A 15084-nucleotide genomic window follows, 5' to 3' on the forward strand; every position below is an offset into this window, starting at 1 on the left:
GTAGCCGGTGCAACAACGAGCACATCCGGCCATTTTGATAACTCTGTGTGAGGTATGAAACCATTTCTTATGTTGAAAGCGTCTGAATCGGTATAAACTTCGCAATTTCCAACTGCTGAGAACAGATCCTTTGAAACGAGTCTCTCAGCACTCTGTGTCATTACGATTTTCAGTTCGTTTCCAGACTTTCTGAGCGAACTGACAAGTTCAGCAACTTTGTAGAGCGCTATGCATCCGGTTATTCCAACAAGTATTTTCATCACAGCTGAGCGCAAAAACTCTATCGTAAGATACAAAAGAGTGCGCTCTTTCCTCCTTTTAAGCATTTTTGAAATTGCATAACCATGATATGTCGCGACCCACTTAACGTAGCACGATGGGTTTTGTTGAGATCACTTTACTTCCGGCAGAAGAATTTTCAATATCTCCTCGTTTTTGATCCTTATATAACCTTCTTGAAGTTCTTTAAAAGCAATTGATACCAGATTACCATCTGGTGTTGTCACGTATGGTTTTGCGTACTCTTTCAATGCTTCTGCTCTTTTGGCAACTGCAATGGGTACCGCGTACTTGTAAGGTATTCTTTTAGACAGATAATCGTAGTTTATGACTGGTCTACTCAATATCTCCACCTCCGTTTTCGAAGAATCTGTGCAAACCCAGCCGGTCAATAACTCGTTTGACCTTCAACTGTTCTGCAACAATTATAGAACATAACTGCTCGATTGATTCCTGTAAATTTGCGTTGACTATTATATACTCAAAATTCGGAATGTACGAAAGTTCTTTTTTGGCATCTTCAAGCCGTCTTTGGAGATTTTCCCTGTCTTCCGTGCCACGATTGATCAGTCTTTGCTTGAGCACGTCGAAGGATGGCGGTGCAATGAATATGTATACGGCGTCTTTGTATTTGTTCATAACTGTCATTGCTCCCTGTACGTCGATGTCAAGCAGCACACTCTTTCCATTCTCAATTTGCTCCTGAACAAACTTCTTCGGTGTTCCGTAATAATGATTGTGAACCACTGCCCATTCAAGAAATTCTTCACGCTCGATCATTTCTCTGAATTTTACGACATCGACGAAAAAGTAATCTTTTCCTTCGACTTCGCCCGGTCTTTTAGGTCTGGTGGTGCACGAAACAGAGAATACTATGTTCTTAACTTTTTTCAAGGTCGCTTCTATGATGGAGGTTTTGCCCACACCTGATGGTCCGCTGATCACATACAGAACACCTTTCACTCTACTACCTCACTTTGTTCAGATTTTCCTCGATCTCTATCATCGATTGCTTGAATCTTTGGGCTATTGTTTCTGGCTGGATTGCACTGAGTATTATGTGGTTGCTGTCTGTAATCAGTATAGCTCTTGTCTTTCTGCCATAGGTAGCATCGATGAGTTTACCTTCATCTTTGGCTTCATCTTTGAGCCGTTTCAATGGAGCGGATTCCGGATTTACGATTGCTATCACACGATCACCTGAGATCACATTACCAAAACCTATGTTGATCAAACCGTACATCGCGGACCACACCTCCTAAGGATTACTCAATGTTTTGGATCTGTTCTCTGAACTGAGAAACCAGTACCTTTGCTTTTAAAGCGTTGTCTGTGATTCTCTGGTCTTGCGATTTGGACAAAATCGTGTTGATTTCTCTGAACATCTCCTGAGCGACAAAGTCAAGGTGATTGCCGACAGGATCGTTCAATGAAAGAAGCTGCTTGGCTTTTTCTATATGGCTCTTCAATCTGGTGAGTTCCTCTCGTATGTCGGCTCGCTGTACTGCCAGAACCACTGCGTTCTCAAGCAATCCTTCATTTAGCTGTGTACTGTTGTCGAGTATCTTTTTTACATCCTGTATGATTTTTTCTTTCATGAGCAGCGGCGATTGTTCACTGAGTCTGGAAATTTCATCGTGTAAAATCTGTAATTGCTGGAGTATCTTTTCAAAATCCTGTGCTAATTTCAATCCTTCTTCTAATCTTTCTTCATCCAGCAGTTTTAAGGTTTTCTGGACAACCTGCTGCACGATTTCAAAAATTTCCTCTTCTTGCTGTTGAGATAGTTCAAACCGCACAAGGTCTCGGAAGCGCAAAAGGTTATCTAAATTGACCGGCTCAGGTATCCCAAGCCGGCTGACAAGGTCTTCCATGGCATCGTAATAACTTTTTGCAAGACCATAATCGATTTTCACTGCATCCAGCGGTGTCAAAAATTCCACATATAATCTCAGGGCTACCTTGCCTCTTTTTACGACATTCTGTATGAGCTGTACCAGTTCACTTTCTCTGCTGAACATGAAAGAAGGAGACTGAATGTCTGTAACAAAATATTTCGAGTTCAGCGATTTTATTTCGCACAGAACTCTGTACTTGTCGCTAATTTTTTCGTATTTTGCATAACCTGTCATGCTCTTTGGCAAAATATCCCCACCTATGTCTAACTATACCACATTTCAATCGAAAATAGCCGTTTATATCTTTTTATCTCTTCATAACTCATTTTCTCTTTAGAAAGCTGCACCAAATCGGAAGAATGGTTTGAAGTTATCAAAACTCCAGTTTCCGTCAAAGTTGTAAGCCACACCAAAACCGATTACTCCCAGCATAGGTACTGCAATGTCAAGTTCAGGTCCTGCTGTGAAATTCAATCTTGTTTTCCACAGACTCTCACCCGTTCCGCCTACATCTGCAAATGCGAGTAAATACATCGGTACAGTTTGTGATTTCAGATCGTATCTGAGCTCAATGCTACCAAGCCAGCCGGCTTTTTGCTCAGTACTTTCTGTGCCTCTCACCGCATTGACACCGTAGAATAATATCTTTTCTTCAGACACCCCGGATAATTTGTATTTTTCCAAGAACAAACTTGCAGCAAAACCTCTGAATGCTAGTGAGAAAAGATCTTCGTAGACTGGCACAAAGGCTCTGGCATCGAGTCTGGCTTTCCAGTAGTCTCTATCGTTCAGAATTTGAAAAAGTCCTGCCTTGTCCAATCCTATGTAGAGATACTGACCATTTGTTGCAAAAATTGCACTGTTGCGCGTGTCATAAGAGTAATTGCCCGACAGGATCAAAGTGTTTTCATCATCGCTCAAATACGAATAGTACCTGTATTCGTAAGTCACACCGGCCCCAAAGGCATGTCCCTGTGATCTGAGAGTAGTGAAGTTAGCACCTATCTTTAAGATATTCGTTATTGACGAATTAGACGTTTCGTATTCATAGCTGAAAAGTGCTCCAAGCGTTGCAGGCAGTTCAAAAGGTTTTCTCACAGAATAGTCAAAGCTGATGCTTTTGTTTGTCAAGCCCAGTTTACCGGTTATGGAAAAGCTCTGTCCGTATCCAAAAGGATTGGTTGTGCCCAGGGTTACTTCTCCCATGAACCCTTCATACCAGGGTCCCTGGGTAGGAGTCCATGTTATACCGCCGTTGAGATCAAATTTTCTCTTTTTTTCGGTTATATCTACTATAACTTTGACCTGGGTTGAATCCACTGTACCTACGGGATATGCATTAACAGATTCAAAGAACTGTGTTCGGTTCAGTGCAGAGACCGTATCATAGAAATCCTGTTTCTTGAGAGGTTCACCTTTTTCGAATGTGATTAAATCACTTATGACATATTTTTTTGTTGTTTCAAGACCTTTGAGTTCCACATCAGAAACGTACTTTTCTAAAACCTGAAATTGTAATTTGTCCTGCTGCTCTTTTGCTATGACATACGTCATTGGATAACCCTTGCTCTCGTAGTAATCGACGATGGCTTGCATAGACTTGAGAATATCGACGTTGTAAACAGCCTGATCTGGTTTGACGCTCAGAGAATTTTTGAGTTCTTCTGTTGGTATGAGTTTGTTCCCGATAATTTCAATCTCTTTGTAAACTTTGCTGTCTGATATGATCTTTTTAAGAACCACGTTGATTTTCAGGACCGCCGTCTTTTCAGCAACACCAGGTACTTCCATCTTTTCAAAATTGATTGAAGTCTCTTTGTCGAAGTACACATATTTACTCAACACGCTCATAACAGATGACATGTTCTCAACTTTTGGATAACAGCGCTTGATGTCCTTGGTTAAAATTCTCAAAAAACCAGGAGTTGTGTAAAAGTCCTTGAGCGTGTCTATTTTTATTTGCTGTCTGATTTTTGAAAAATCAAGTCCATCAGTTTCACCTTCAAAATAAACTTCCCACAGTGCGTACTGTGTTATTCTAAAAACGTAGATATCTTTATCCAGATCACCGCTGACTTCCACCAGAAAATAACCGGCTTCATCGAATTTTTCTTTGATCGCCTGCAGAGAGTCTCTGACTTTCGCAATGCTCAAGGCTTTGTTTTTCTCGAGTTTCACGGCTGCTTCCAGATCTGATTTTTTGACCAGTTCAGGTCCAACAAGGTCGATTTTCCAGCCTTTCACAACGGGATTTTCCTGAACATTGAGTTGAAGCACGTATCCATTATTGGATGAAATCAATCTTGGCTCAATAGAAGAAAAATACCCTGTATCGAAGATCTTTTTAATCAGTTCTTGAACCCCCTGATCTGTCAATTCGATTTTCAAGTAGTCTTTCACTAAGGCAAGCAGCTGGGATGCTTCAACAGTTTCAAGCCCGACAAAATTAAGATCGCTTATCACCACTGCGGTCATTACACAGGATAAAACCACTGAGAACAAAAAAGTCAACCAGAGTCTCATTAAGGCACCTCCTCTATGATACTTTTTTCAAGTTCTTCAACTGCTTCATAAACCAGCTTCATGGCAGAAGGTGAAGAAAAATCCTTTAACAGCTCTTTAAGCTGGCTGCTCGATATGGTATAGGATCTTTCGTCTTTGTATCTGTACACGACTAATTCTACATCATTTGATGATAGTAGCAATGTAGAAATCGAATCTGAAAGTTCTCCTATATCCTGGCAGTCAACGTGGTTGGTATCAAAACAGGCTCTCACTGTTGTGCCAACACCTTTTACACTTTCCACCTTTACGCTTCCACCTGTTGCCTCTGCTGCCTGTTTGAGAAAAGGTAAACCAAGCCCCACTCTTCTCACGCGTGGATCTCTTGTTGTATAAAATGGATCGAATATCTTATGGAGTTGTTCTTCATCCATACCTCTTCCGTTGTCTTCAACCTCAAAGCAAAACCAGTTTTTGTTCTGTTCGATCCTTAAAATTATCCTGCTTGCACCGGCATTGAGAGAATTCTGCACAATGTCCATTATGTGATCGGATATGGTCCTCAATCCCATATCGAAAGAACCTTCTCTCTGCTTGGCTTGGATAAGACATGAAACAGTTCTTCAAAGTTCAAATCTTTTAGTGCCAATCTTGTAAATCTGCAACCTATTTCGTCTGGACTGTGAGCATCTGAGTTGCTGAGCACGGTGAAACCGGCTTTAACAGCTTCAATCCATCCATCTTTTGTACGTGCTTCAGCCAGTTTAACCCGCTCATCTTTTGGAAAGACACCAAGTTGATACAGTATTCCAAATCGTCTTTCGACATGTGCGTAAGCCGGTATTCCACCATGCGAACAGATGATATCTACAAGATCGCTAAGTGATAGTTCAAGGGCTATACCCAAAAAATCTTCTTCTAACCTTTGAAATTCATCTTTTTCATTCACAACTATCTGATATCCCATCAACTCAGGGTCGTAGTTGACTTTTGGCAAGAATCTTTTTACAAAATTACACAGATTGATCGCCGCTTCAATTGAATAAAAATAAGCCAGTACATGAACTTCCTCAAAAGAAGTGAGTTCCACACCCGGAACGAAAAGACCGCTGATTTTTTTAGCGAAACTTTCCAAGTTGTAACAGGCATTGTGATCTGTTATGGATACCACATCCAGTTTTTTCTCTCTGATTGCCGAAGATATGATACCCGGTACCATTGTTATCTGGGCACATGGCGATAAGCATGAGTGCACGTGAAGATCTGCCTTTATCATGACTTGATTCCAATTGAATACAGTAATCCCGCGATTTCAAAAGGAGAACTGCTGGTTTTCAGCAGACATATACCCTCGTGCTCTGCTTTCACAATAGTTTCCTGAGGATATTTGTGACCGTTACACAATACTATCGCTTTTATACCGGAGATTGCCGCCACCGCAACGATATTCACATGCGATTGCACAGTTACCCAGATTGAAGAAGGCTTTGCATGCGACATAACCTCGCTGAGAAGATCTCCACTGCAACCGTAAAGTACTTCCTGCTCACAATTTCCGCAACAGATTTCTAACCCCAGTTTTTCTGCGATTTGAGAGATTTTCACTGTTTTGCCTCCCTTCCCCTTAAAAATTCCATTTCAACCACTACGCCGGCACCTACCTTTGACATGACTATCATGTTGTCTGAACAGCGCTTCATGTTTGCAAGACCCATTCCCGCACCGAAGCCAAGCTCTCTCACATAATCTGGTGCTGTAGAATAACCCTCACGCATCGCCAGTTCAACGTCTTCAATCCCTCTGCCTGTGTCTTCGACTCTCACAAAAATGCTTTCGGGTTTTATGAAACAGTATATCGCACCTGTGCTGCCACTGTGAATGACCACATTTGTCTCGGCTTCGTAGGTGGCAATCGATACTCTTCTTGCTGTTTTTTCATCGACTCCTTTTGAAAGCAAAAACTGTCTGAGTTTTGATGCACCTACCCCGGCAAGGTTTATGTCAAAGTAATCTATGGGAAAATAAAAATCTGCACCGGATTTGTCCAATCTTTCACCGGTCAAAAGAGACCTCGCAAAATACTCTGGGCTGTCGAGAACCTCACGACGCCTTTCGTCATGAAGATAAACAAGTCCAAGTTTGGCAAGTAAAGCCATCATCACATCGTTTTTGGTGACTATTCCAACCAGTCTTTTTTCACTATCCACAACGGGAAATCTTCCATAAGACCATTTCTCAAAAAACTCTATCACTTCTTTTAAAGTCGCTGTACTTTCGATGAAAATGACATTTTTAGTCATTCTGTTTTCAACGGTGTCGTCTATATATCCCCCTTCCAGGGCTTTTATTATGTCTTCGATGCTCACTATGCCTATTAGTTTTCTGTCACTGTCAACTACGGGCAGACCAGAAATTCTTTTGATTCGAAGAATTTCCTTAACTTGTCTGAGTGTTCTATCTGGTTTCACGGAGATGACACTGTGGTTCATTATCTCCGTAATGGACATGTCCAAGAAAAAACCCTGCACACGATCGAGTATTTTTTCCATCGTTCAGACACTCCAAACAGGTTTGAGTTTTTTGTTATAGAGCCTTCCACAGGCTTCAAACATGGTCATTTTCGTAACGGCAAGCACTATTCCACAGGCACGTGCCATTTCCACCGTTTCGGATGGGAGAGTATCTTTTCTGACAATTATGACTGCCTGTATTCCGACAACCTCTGCTGTTCTGACAACCTGTGGTGTTGTCAACCCTGTTAACAGGACCATACCAGGTCTTGCTATTGCCAGCACTTCACTCATCAAATCTGAAGCAGAAATGTATTCAAATTCGAGCTCATTGACTTTTTCCTCACCAGTTATGACCTTTGCTTTGACTTCTGCTAAGATTTCTGAAAGCTTCACAAATTCACCTCCTTGAGGATATCTCCTGTGTATCGGTATTTCAAAAATGCTTCATAGGTCCATGGACAGAGCTGTTTGAAAATGCGAGCAACGGCGATTGCAAACTGCTGCATCTCCCATTGAGCATGTGAGTCTGCTCTCAAAGAAAGAAAGTTCATGAGACTTCTTGCGTTAACTGTCCAGATAAACTGTGTGTAAGTGGCAAGTGGAAGGACCAGTCGCGCTATTTCCCTTTGAAGACCCATTTGCAGCAACTGCATGTAACACCTATAAGAGTTTTCGTATGCCTGCTCGATGATCTGCCTTGCCTGTTCACTTTGCTCTTTAGCAAATCTCTTCTCAAAATCAGGTGAATAAAATTCGTCAGTGAACTGAGTGTATCTTCCGCTCAGCTCGTTGTATGATGCTATTCTGTGTCTCATCCACTGTCTTGCCACAAAGATCGGACATTTAATGTGGAAAGTGAAAACGACATGTTCAAAAGGTGATTCATGCCCGCTTTTCAATAGATGTTCCAGTAATCTTCTGTCTCTCTCTTCATCGATCGGCTCCTTGCCATGAGAAATCCTTGCGGCTCTAACTATCGAGATATCTGTTCCCATGCTGTCTATCAGCTTCACAAACCCTTTATCGAGAACTTCTATGGTCATTGTGATTCCTCCTTGTTTTTAGTTACACAGGCATAGGCATTGTGATCGTGTATGGACTCGAAACTCTCAACTTCTACCTTATACCAGAAGATTCTGCTATCTTCGTTCAATTTGAGTGCAATCTCTCTTGCAACATCTTCAACAAACCTTGGATTGTCATACGCATGTTCAGTAACGAATTTCTCATCGACTCTCTTTAGAATAGTGTACACCGGCGAGCTTGCACTTTTCTCTGCGTATTCTATCAGTTCCTCAAACCAGATTAATCTTTTAGAACGCACATGTATCCAGACAATTGCCCTCTGATTGTGTGCTCCTCTTTCGCTGATCTCTTTTGAACACGGGCAAAGGGTGAGTATTGGTACACCTACACAGACGGTGAAATCGTACATATCGGCGGATTTTTGACCCTCTATCCGACAGGTGTACTTTGTAAAACTCTCCTGATTGGAAACAGGGGCATTTTTCAGCACAAAATACGGAAACTCTATTTCAACTCTTGCGACGCTGGCGTTTAAATTCATCCTGAGCTCTTCGAGCATCTGCTTTATGAGTTTTGGATCTATTCCCAGGCGATATCTGTTCAGAACCTCGACAAATCTGCTCATGTGTGTTCCTCTGAATTCAACAGGTAGATCGACGTACATGTTTATATTAGCCACTGTATCCTGATATCCATTTTTCTTATCCATCACTGTGACCGGATAGCTCAGATTTTTTATACCGACTCTTTGCAGATATACGTTTCTTGTGTCTGATTGACTCTGTACGTCTTTCATTTACTCATCTCACCTCTATAAGTCACAAAAGTATCCGGACTTTCCCAGACGGTTATCTCATAAAGTGTGTGTCTCTCATTGGTGAGTTTGACTTTCAATTTATTCCAGATCCATTTTGATATATTCTCAGCCGTTGGTTGGCTGATAATTTGATTTAGATAACTGTGATCGAGTTGATCGAGCACTTCTTTTTTCACAATGTCTCTGAGCTCAATGAAATCTATGATCATACCCTCTTCATCTGGTTCACCAGCAAGAGTAACTCTAACCTTGTAAGTGTGACCATGGAGTGACTCACATTTGCCGTGATAATTTTCAAGTCTGTGCGCGGCATCGAAATTGAAATCTCTGGATATGAAAAACACATTTCATCACCTCTTGAACAGCAAAAGTGCAAAGAAAAACAGACTCTGGACGACCACTATCATAGAGCCAACCGGAACATCTATCCAGATGGAAGCTGTTATACCGGCAACAACGGTTATAATCCCAAAGATCGGTGCAAGGAGAAAAATTCTTCTGAAATCTTTTGCTACGATACTCGCGGCTGCGGTGGGGGTTATCAGGAACGCAGAAACCAAAACGACTCCGACAGTTCTCACGGCAATTACTATTGTCGCGGCAAGAATCGCAAGAAAAGTATAATATATCGACTCGGTTTTAACTCCTGTAACCTTGACGAATTCTCTGTCAAAACTCATGTATATGAGTTTGTCTTTCCACAGGATCGTGAAGACCACCACGATCAGCGATATAACGGCAAGAAGGAACAAATCGTTCCTGGAAACAGCCAGTATATCGCCAAACATGTAAGACATGAGGCTACGCCGTTCATTTTTTATGGAAAACAGTATTATCCCGACCGCCATGGATAGGGAAAAGAGTATACCGATGCCAGTATCTTCGTGAATACCTTTCTGCGATAGATAACCAAGAACTATTGATACAAAGATGGACAGTAAAAGAGCTGTGAGAAAACTTGAAAACCCCAAGACAGTTCCTATCGCCGCCGCGGCAAAGGCAATATGTGCAACACCATCACCAAAAAACGCCATCCTTCTGAGTACAACATGAACTCCCGTCAACGATGTGCCGATAACTGTCAGAATGCCAGCCATGAATGCCCTTACAAGAAAATGACTAATCATCTGTCTCACCGTGCCTGTGAACGATTGGTCTAACTCCATAACCATAGAGTTTGTCGAAAAACTCTCTGGAGATCTGGAAATTGTCGCATATTTTGTGAGAAAGCATGGTCTGGTTTATGCAGAAAACTCCATCTGAAAAGTCTATTACAAAACCTATGTCGTGCGTTACCATTAATACAGTCATATTTTCATCTACAAAGCGCTTTATCATTTCATAAAATGCCTTTTGACTGTCCACATCAAGCCCGGTTGTGGGTTCATCGAGTATGAGAAATTTTGGCTTGCAGACCACCGCCCGTGCTATTAAAACCTTCTGCTGCTGACCGATACTGAGCTGTGAAAAGACTTTCTCAGAAAAATCTATCATTCCGACTTTTTCAAGGGCTTGGGCAACGATTTTTTCCACGTTTTTTTCTTTGCATCTCAAAGCTCCCATTCTGACGACATCTTTGACTTTTATTGGAAAATTTTCGCGAGCGGGAGAACGCTGAGGAAGATAGCCAATGACTTCTTTTTCAAGGTAACGGTCATTTGGCATTCCAAATATCTTTATTTCTCCTTTTAAGGGTTTTATAAGATTGAGTATGCTTTTGACAAGTGTTGTCTTGCCGCCACCATTTGGTCCGACCACTGTGTAAAGTCCTTTTTGTTCAATAGAGAGATTCACGTCTTTCAGGATTATCTTTTCATCTATTGAGACTGTGAGATCTTGAATTTGTAAGGGATATATCAAAAAACTCTCCTCCTTTACCATTTAATTTTATCATCTTGGAGCAAACAGTGTAGAATATTATAAAGGAGGTAAGCAGATGGAACAGATGGACAAATTTGCGCAGATCAAGGAAAGGCAAAAAAGGATTGAGGAAAATCTGTCAAAGATCAACCACAAGATCGCAGTTCTCAGTGGAAAAGGTGGCGTTGGTAAAACGACGGTTGCGGTGAATTTAGCAGTTGCCCTTGCAGAAGAAGGTTTTGAAGTTGGATTAGCCGATCTGGATATACACGGTCCGAATGTCGCCCGCATGCTCGGTTTGAAAGATGAACCTGTGATGCAAAACGGTCTTATTTTACCTTTGAAATACCTGACCAATTTAAAGGTGCTTTCGATGGCAATGTTACTCGAGGATGGGCAACCAGTCGTGTGGAGAGGTCCACTGAAACACACTGTGATTCAGCAATTTCTCGGTGATACTGACTGGGGAAAACTCGATTTTCTCATATTTGATCTGCCTCCAGGAACAGGAGACGAGGCACTCAGTCTTTTTCAGATGGTAAAGCTGGACGGAACTGTTATAGTTACAACACCCCAGCGTGTTGCCGTTGACGATGTTGAAAGGGCTATAAATTTTGTCGGTGAAATGGGGCAGAGGGTGCTCGGATTTGTGACCAATATGTCTTATCTGATCTGCCCGAATTGTGGCACAAAGATCAAGCCATTTGGAGAAGGAGTAGTGAATGAGCTGGTGCAAATAACAGGTGTTCAGTGTCTGGGCGAGATACCAATGGATCCGACGGTGGCTCAATATTCAGATGCAGGTAAGCCGGTCGTCTCTTTTCTAAGAGGTTCTGAAGCTGAAAAAAGTTTCAGGTCACTTGTTGAAAAAGTGCTTTCAGCAATTGGAGGCTGATCAAAATACACTTCTTTGCACCTTTGAATCACTTTGTATCAGATTTTTATGTTTCTTTTTTGACGCCTCTTGCACCGTATTTTATGCAAAAATATCATGTGAATGCGAAACAGATCGCTCTATTCATAACCGTGATTTCTTTTATCTCATCCATCTTTCAAATCTTTTTTGGTGCATTGTCTGATAAAATTCAAAACAGATTCAGGTTCATGTACATTTCAACGGTCGTAACGGTTTTGTTTATAAGCGTGATTGAATTTGCGCCGAATATATCAGTACTGTTTGTATTTTTTATAATAGCTTTTTTTGCCAATTCTGCCTTTCATCCAGCCGGTGCCGCGGCTGCACATGGTCTGTCTGAAAAGTCGATGCCATTTTTTGTTGCCGCCGGAACTCTTGGCGCCGCTGCTGGTCCTGTCTTTGTGACTCTTTTTTCATCAAAAGTTGGGCTTGAATTTCTGTGGCTGGTCAGTTTGCCTGTGCTTGCTGTAATGGCATTTATGATGAAATCCGAGCCAAAATTGAGCTACAATCACGATCACCAGGCTGTGAAAGTCAGTTCACAGCAAAAGAAACTGCTATTTTATCTGTGGTTTGTGGTCAGTATGAGAACTCTGGTCATGTCTATTGCTCATCTTTATGCTCCAATTGTTTCCACACAGAAGGGTTTTTCAATAGTTTTTGGAGGATCGCTGCTCTCGGCAGGCATAGCAGTTGGAGTGTTTACAACCATGCTGGGTTCCTGGATGAGTAAAAGATTCGGCAATACTGTCACAAATCTTGTCAGTTTTCTTGGCATGGGTGGTGCTCTTTTGGCTTTTGCCGGTGCATCGAATATGCTACTCATGATGATGAGTTATGTTCTAATAGACGCCTTTGGCTATCTGACCATGTCTTCAAATCTATCGCAGGCTCAAATAACCTTACCCAATCACACTTCTTTTGCTTCATCCATAGTCATGGGATTTGCATGGGCTTGTGGCACAGGTCTAAGGGTTTTTGTGATACTTCCGTTTGGAGACAGCATTAACGTTCTGGTTTATTTCACAGCCCTGATATCCTTTCTGGTGGCTTTTGTTGTTTTCTTAGGGGGGAGAAAGCTGTGCCTTTTCAGAAAGGTTTAGAGCCAAAAAGGTTAGCAATGTACTTTACGCTTATCTATACAGCAATCTTTGTGGTTCTCTTTGTGCTGTATAAAAATTTCTTCAACACGCTTTTGTTCACCTTTATCGCAGTTATGGTTGTGGATGCAGTGGCTGGTCTTATCAAGAAAATCTTCAAGATTTCTAAAAAACTGTCAATCATTATCTCGCTTGTGATTTGTTTTTCCGTGTTTATCTGGGGCCTTGTAACAATCATTCCAAGTGCATTCACGCAGTTTGCCGATTTTTATACGCTGATCGCAGACATAATTGAAAAAAGAGCGTGGGAACAGTATATACAGAACAACAACGAGCTTTTGAAGATGCTGAACGGTATAGTGGATTTCATAAAACCGGGCATCAATCAGCTTGCAAATTATCTTTTGAGAGTGATTGCGTCCAAAATCCCCGGTGCACTGGTTGTGCTGTTCTTCACAATACTTGGTATCATCTATGTCTCTCTGTATTCGAGCAAGATAACTCGAGTTATACCGCTTATGTACCCGAAAAAATGTAGAGAGCAGATTAACGAGTTTGTGGAAGAACTCAAGATGAATATGCGCCGATTCATCAGCGTTATTACCCTGAATGCGATAATAGTTGGCGCTGCGTTCTTTTTACTGTTCAGGATCATGAACATATCCTATGCCCCACTGATAGCCTTCTGGGCTTTTTTGACAAATTTTATACCGATCGTTGGTGTTATCTTCGAGTTCATTCCTGTTTTTCTGTTTTCTCTGTCTTTGGGATTACAGGGCATGCTCTGGGTAGTCTTTTTCTCTGTTTTGATACATCTTGGTGTTTTCGTGCTGTTTTTTGAAATCATGAAAGGCTATGCCAGAGTTAATCCCGTTTTGATGATCTTTTCAATCTTACTCACAGGCGAGATCTTTGGACCGGTTGGTGTGTTTTTCGGTGTGCCAGCGGCTGTCTTTGCAGTTGTTTTTTATAAACAATTTCTCTACCCGCAGTTTGAAAGGGATTGATAATGAGGTATGCCGTTTTGATCTCGCTCATTTTCTGGTCCCTTTTCTTTGCGGGGACGATTGATCAAATTGGTAAAGATCCAGAACAGAGCTGGCAGGAATTGATAGCTCTGATCAAAAAAGATCCGGATTCTCAATTGATTTTCTCTGAGGGACCGCGGATAGCTGCCAAAAGACGTCTTGCGCATTTTGACGCATTAAGACAGGCTGTTGTCAGCGAGAATTTTGACCAGTTTATAAAAGACATGTCCAGTTGTCTGGATCTTCAAGTAGATCTTGTAAAAGAGCTTTTGCTGGTTTTTCCACAGTTAGAAGATCATGTTAGAAGGTTTGAAAACGGTGATTTTCAAGAAATAGCCTTCATAAAAAGTCTGTGGAAAGTGGGGTTGCGCGTAACTGCTCCGACAGATTTTGGGAAATGGCTTGTTGAGAATTTTCTGAAAGATCCCTACCTGCTGGACTGGAACCTGGTTGGATTGATCAAAACTTCCAGGAATTTTTCAGAAATTTCCCAGCAGATAACCCAGACCTGCCTTTTGCACCAGAATGAAGAGTCATCTTTCCCTTCTCTGTACAGACTTCTTGAGGTTGCAAATCAATTTGAGACAAGTAATCCTGTGCAATTTGCCGTTGAACTGAAATCGTACATGGAATTACTTAACACAGTAAACAGGTTAGAGCCGTCTCGAATAGATTCTTTTGAACTGTCCAAGGTCATCTTACAATTTGATCAGCTATCACTGCCAAAAGAAGAAATCAGAAAAAGGCTGCTTTTTTTAATAGAGAACGCCAAGAAATTTGGTGTGAAATTTGACCAGATCCAATCAAAAGACAAGAACATTAACAGTTCTCTCAAACAACACAGTACTGCTGTCAAGGAAAGAAAGTTCTTTTTGATCTGGATCGTTTTCTGGGTTGCAGTCTTTTTCATTATCCTGGCTATAGATAAAATCAGACTCAGTGTATTGATTGCACTTGGAATGAAAAAAGCTGCCGTTAAGACGTGTAAAAGAATTCTGCAAAGAGAACCATCAGATCTGAAAACTCGATCGAAGCTGGCAATGCTTTATGAGCAACTGGGTGATGTCAATCAGGCAATAAAGGAATACCAGTGTATAAAAGATTTGAGCAAAATGCTCAGATCACAGGATAAAGAAAAAAATTGA

The 15084-nt window shown here is 41.4% G+C and carries 20 protein-coding genes; 4 read left to right on the plus strand and 16 right to left on the minus strand.

Translation table 11 applies throughout. The features are described 5' to 3' along the window. The 16 genes from AC4E92_RS06225 to AC4E92_RS06300 all read right to left on the minus strand — a co-directional run. Nucleotides 1-296: flavoprotein (locus AC4E92_RS06225; protein ID WP_490239732.1), on the minus strand; the 296-nt coding region annotated here is incomplete at its 3' end. Nucleotides 297-392: 96 nt separating this feature from the next. Next, the gene (locus AC4E92_RS06230; protein WP_490239733.1) at nt 393-623 is read right to left on the minus strand and encodes a DNA-directed RNA polymerase subunit omega; all 231 of its coding nucleotides are present in this window, start codon (nt 621-623) and stop codon (nt 393-395) included. Next, on the minus strand, nt 616-1242 hold the full coding sequence (gene gmk, locus AC4E92_RS06235) for a guanylate kinase (protein WP_490239734.1): 627 nt from the start codon (nt 1240-1242) through the stop codon (nt 616-618). The genes AC4E92_RS06230 and gmk overlap by 8 nt, the downstream gene beginning before the upstream one ends. Nucleotides 1243-1246: 4 nt before the next feature. Next, nucleotides 1247-1522, minus strand: a complete 276-nt coding sequence (locus AC4E92_RS06240) for a DUF370 domain-containing protein (RefSeq protein WP_012003659.1) — start codon at nt 1520-1522, stop codon at nt 1247-1249. 22 nt (nt 1523-1544) lie between these two features. Beyond that, nucleotides 1545-2423 carry a YicC/YloC family endoribonuclease gene (locus AC4E92_RS06245; RefSeq protein WP_490239735.1) on the minus strand — a complete coding sequence of 293 codons (879 nt, stop codon included), beginning with the start codon at nt 2421-2423 and terminating at the stop codon, nt 1545-1547. An 87-nt stretch (nt 2424-2510) separates the two neighbouring features. Further along, entirely contained in the window at nt 2511-4700 is a 2190-nt protein-coding gene (locus tag AC4E92_RS06250; RefSeq protein WP_490239736.1) for a BamA/OMP85 family outer membrane protein, read from the minus strand. Then, a complete protein-coding gene (locus AC4E92_RS06255) occupies nt 4700-5251 on the minus strand; it encodes an ATP-binding protein (RefSeq protein WP_490239737.1) in 552 nt (183 codons plus the stop codon). The genes AC4E92_RS06250 and AC4E92_RS06255 overlap by 1 nt, the downstream gene beginning before the upstream one ends. Beyond that, the gene (locus AC4E92_RS06260; protein WP_490239738.1) at nt 5242-5955 is read right to left on the minus strand and encodes a phosphotransferase; all 714 of its coding nucleotides are present in this window, start codon (nt 5953-5955) and stop codon (nt 5242-5244) included. The genes AC4E92_RS06255 and AC4E92_RS06260 overlap by 10 nt, the downstream gene beginning before the upstream one ends. Continuing rightward, entirely contained in the window at nt 5952-6284 is a 333-nt protein-coding gene (locus AC4E92_RS06265) for an iron-sulfur binding hydrogenase (RefSeq protein ID WP_490239739.1), read from the minus strand. The genes AC4E92_RS06260 and AC4E92_RS06265 overlap by 4 nt, the downstream gene beginning before the upstream one ends. Further along, nucleotides 6281-7228, minus strand: a complete 948-nt coding sequence (locus AC4E92_RS06270) for a CBS domain-containing protein (protein WP_490239740.1) — start codon at nt 7226-7228, stop codon at nt 6281-6283. The genes AC4E92_RS06265 and AC4E92_RS06270 overlap by 4 nt, the downstream gene beginning before the upstream one ends. Nucleotides 7229-7231: 3 nt before the next feature. After that, nucleotides 7232-7585 carry a hypothetical protein gene (locus AC4E92_RS06275; protein WP_490239741.1) on the minus strand — a complete coding sequence of 118 codons (354 nt, stop codon included), beginning with the start codon at nt 7583-7585 and terminating at the stop codon, nt 7232-7234. After that, nucleotides 7582-8235 (minus strand): FAD-dependent thymidylate synthase, encoded by a 654-nt coding sequence (gene thyX / locus AC4E92_RS06280; RefSeq protein WP_490239742.1) that lies wholly within the window; start codon nt 8233-8235, stop codon nt 7582-7584. Before thyX ends, AC4E92_RS06275 begins: the two co-directional genes overlap by 4 nt. Continuing rightward, nucleotides 8232-9014 carry a GTP cyclohydrolase FolE2 gene (folE2, locus tag AC4E92_RS06285; protein ID WP_490239743.1) on the minus strand — a complete coding sequence of 261 codons (783 nt, stop codon included), beginning with the start codon at nt 9012-9014 and terminating at the stop codon, nt 8232-8234. Before folE2 ends, thyX begins: the two co-directional genes overlap by 4 nt. Next, entirely contained in the window at nt 9011-9379 is a 369-nt protein-coding gene (gene queD / locus AC4E92_RS06290) for a 6-carboxytetrahydropterin synthase QueD (RefSeq protein ID WP_490239744.1), read from the minus strand. Before queD ends, folE2 begins: the two co-directional genes overlap by 4 nt. 6 nt (nt 9380-9385) lie before the next feature. Further along, nucleotides 9386-10207, minus strand: a complete 822-nt coding sequence (locus AC4E92_RS06295) for a metal ABC transporter permease (RefSeq protein ID WP_490239745.1) — start codon at nt 10205-10207, stop codon at nt 9386-9388. Further along, entirely contained in the window at nt 10155-10895 is a 741-nt protein-coding gene (locus AC4E92_RS06300) for a metal ABC transporter ATP-binding protein (RefSeq protein WP_490239746.1), read from the minus strand. Before AC4E92_RS06300 ends, AC4E92_RS06295 begins: the two co-directional genes overlap by 53 nt. A 76-nt stretch (nt 10896-10971) precedes the next feature. On the opposite strand from AC4E92_RS06300, the gene AC4E92_RS06305 reads away from it, so the two are divergent. From AC4E92_RS06305 to AC4E92_RS06320, 4 genes are read left to right on the plus strand one after another with little or no spacing between them, the layout of a single operon-like run. Next, nucleotides 10972-11790 (plus strand): Mrp/NBP35 family ATP-binding protein, encoded by an 819-nt coding sequence (locus tag AC4E92_RS06305; RefSeq protein ID WP_490239747.1) that lies wholly within the window; start codon nt 10972-10974, stop codon nt 11788-11790. A 23-nt stretch (nt 11791-11813) separates the two neighbouring features. Continuing rightward, nucleotides 11814-12914 carry an MFS transporter gene (locus tag AC4E92_RS06310; RefSeq protein ID WP_490239748.1) on the plus strand — a complete coding sequence of 367 codons (1101 nt, stop codon included), beginning with the start codon at nt 11814-11816 and terminating at the stop codon, nt 12912-12914. Then, nucleotides 12893-13918, plus strand: coding sequence for an AI-2E family transporter (locus AC4E92_RS06315; RefSeq protein ID WP_490239749.1), 1026 nt, complete (start codon nt 12893-12895; stop codon nt 13916-13918). Before AC4E92_RS06310 ends, AC4E92_RS06315 begins: the two co-directional genes overlap by 22 nt. A 2-nt stretch (nt 13919-13920) precedes the next feature. Further along, nucleotides 13921-15084, plus strand: coding sequence for a tetratricopeptide repeat protein (locus tag AC4E92_RS06320; RefSeq protein ID WP_490239750.1), 1164 nt, complete (start codon nt 13921-13923; stop codon nt 15082-15084).

Origin of the sequence: Pseudothermotoga sp., assembly GCF_031962025.1 — a bacterium.
In the GTDB taxonomy this organism is placed as follows: domain Bacteria; phylum Thermotogota; class Thermotogae; order Thermotogales; family DSM-5069; genus Pseudothermotoga_B.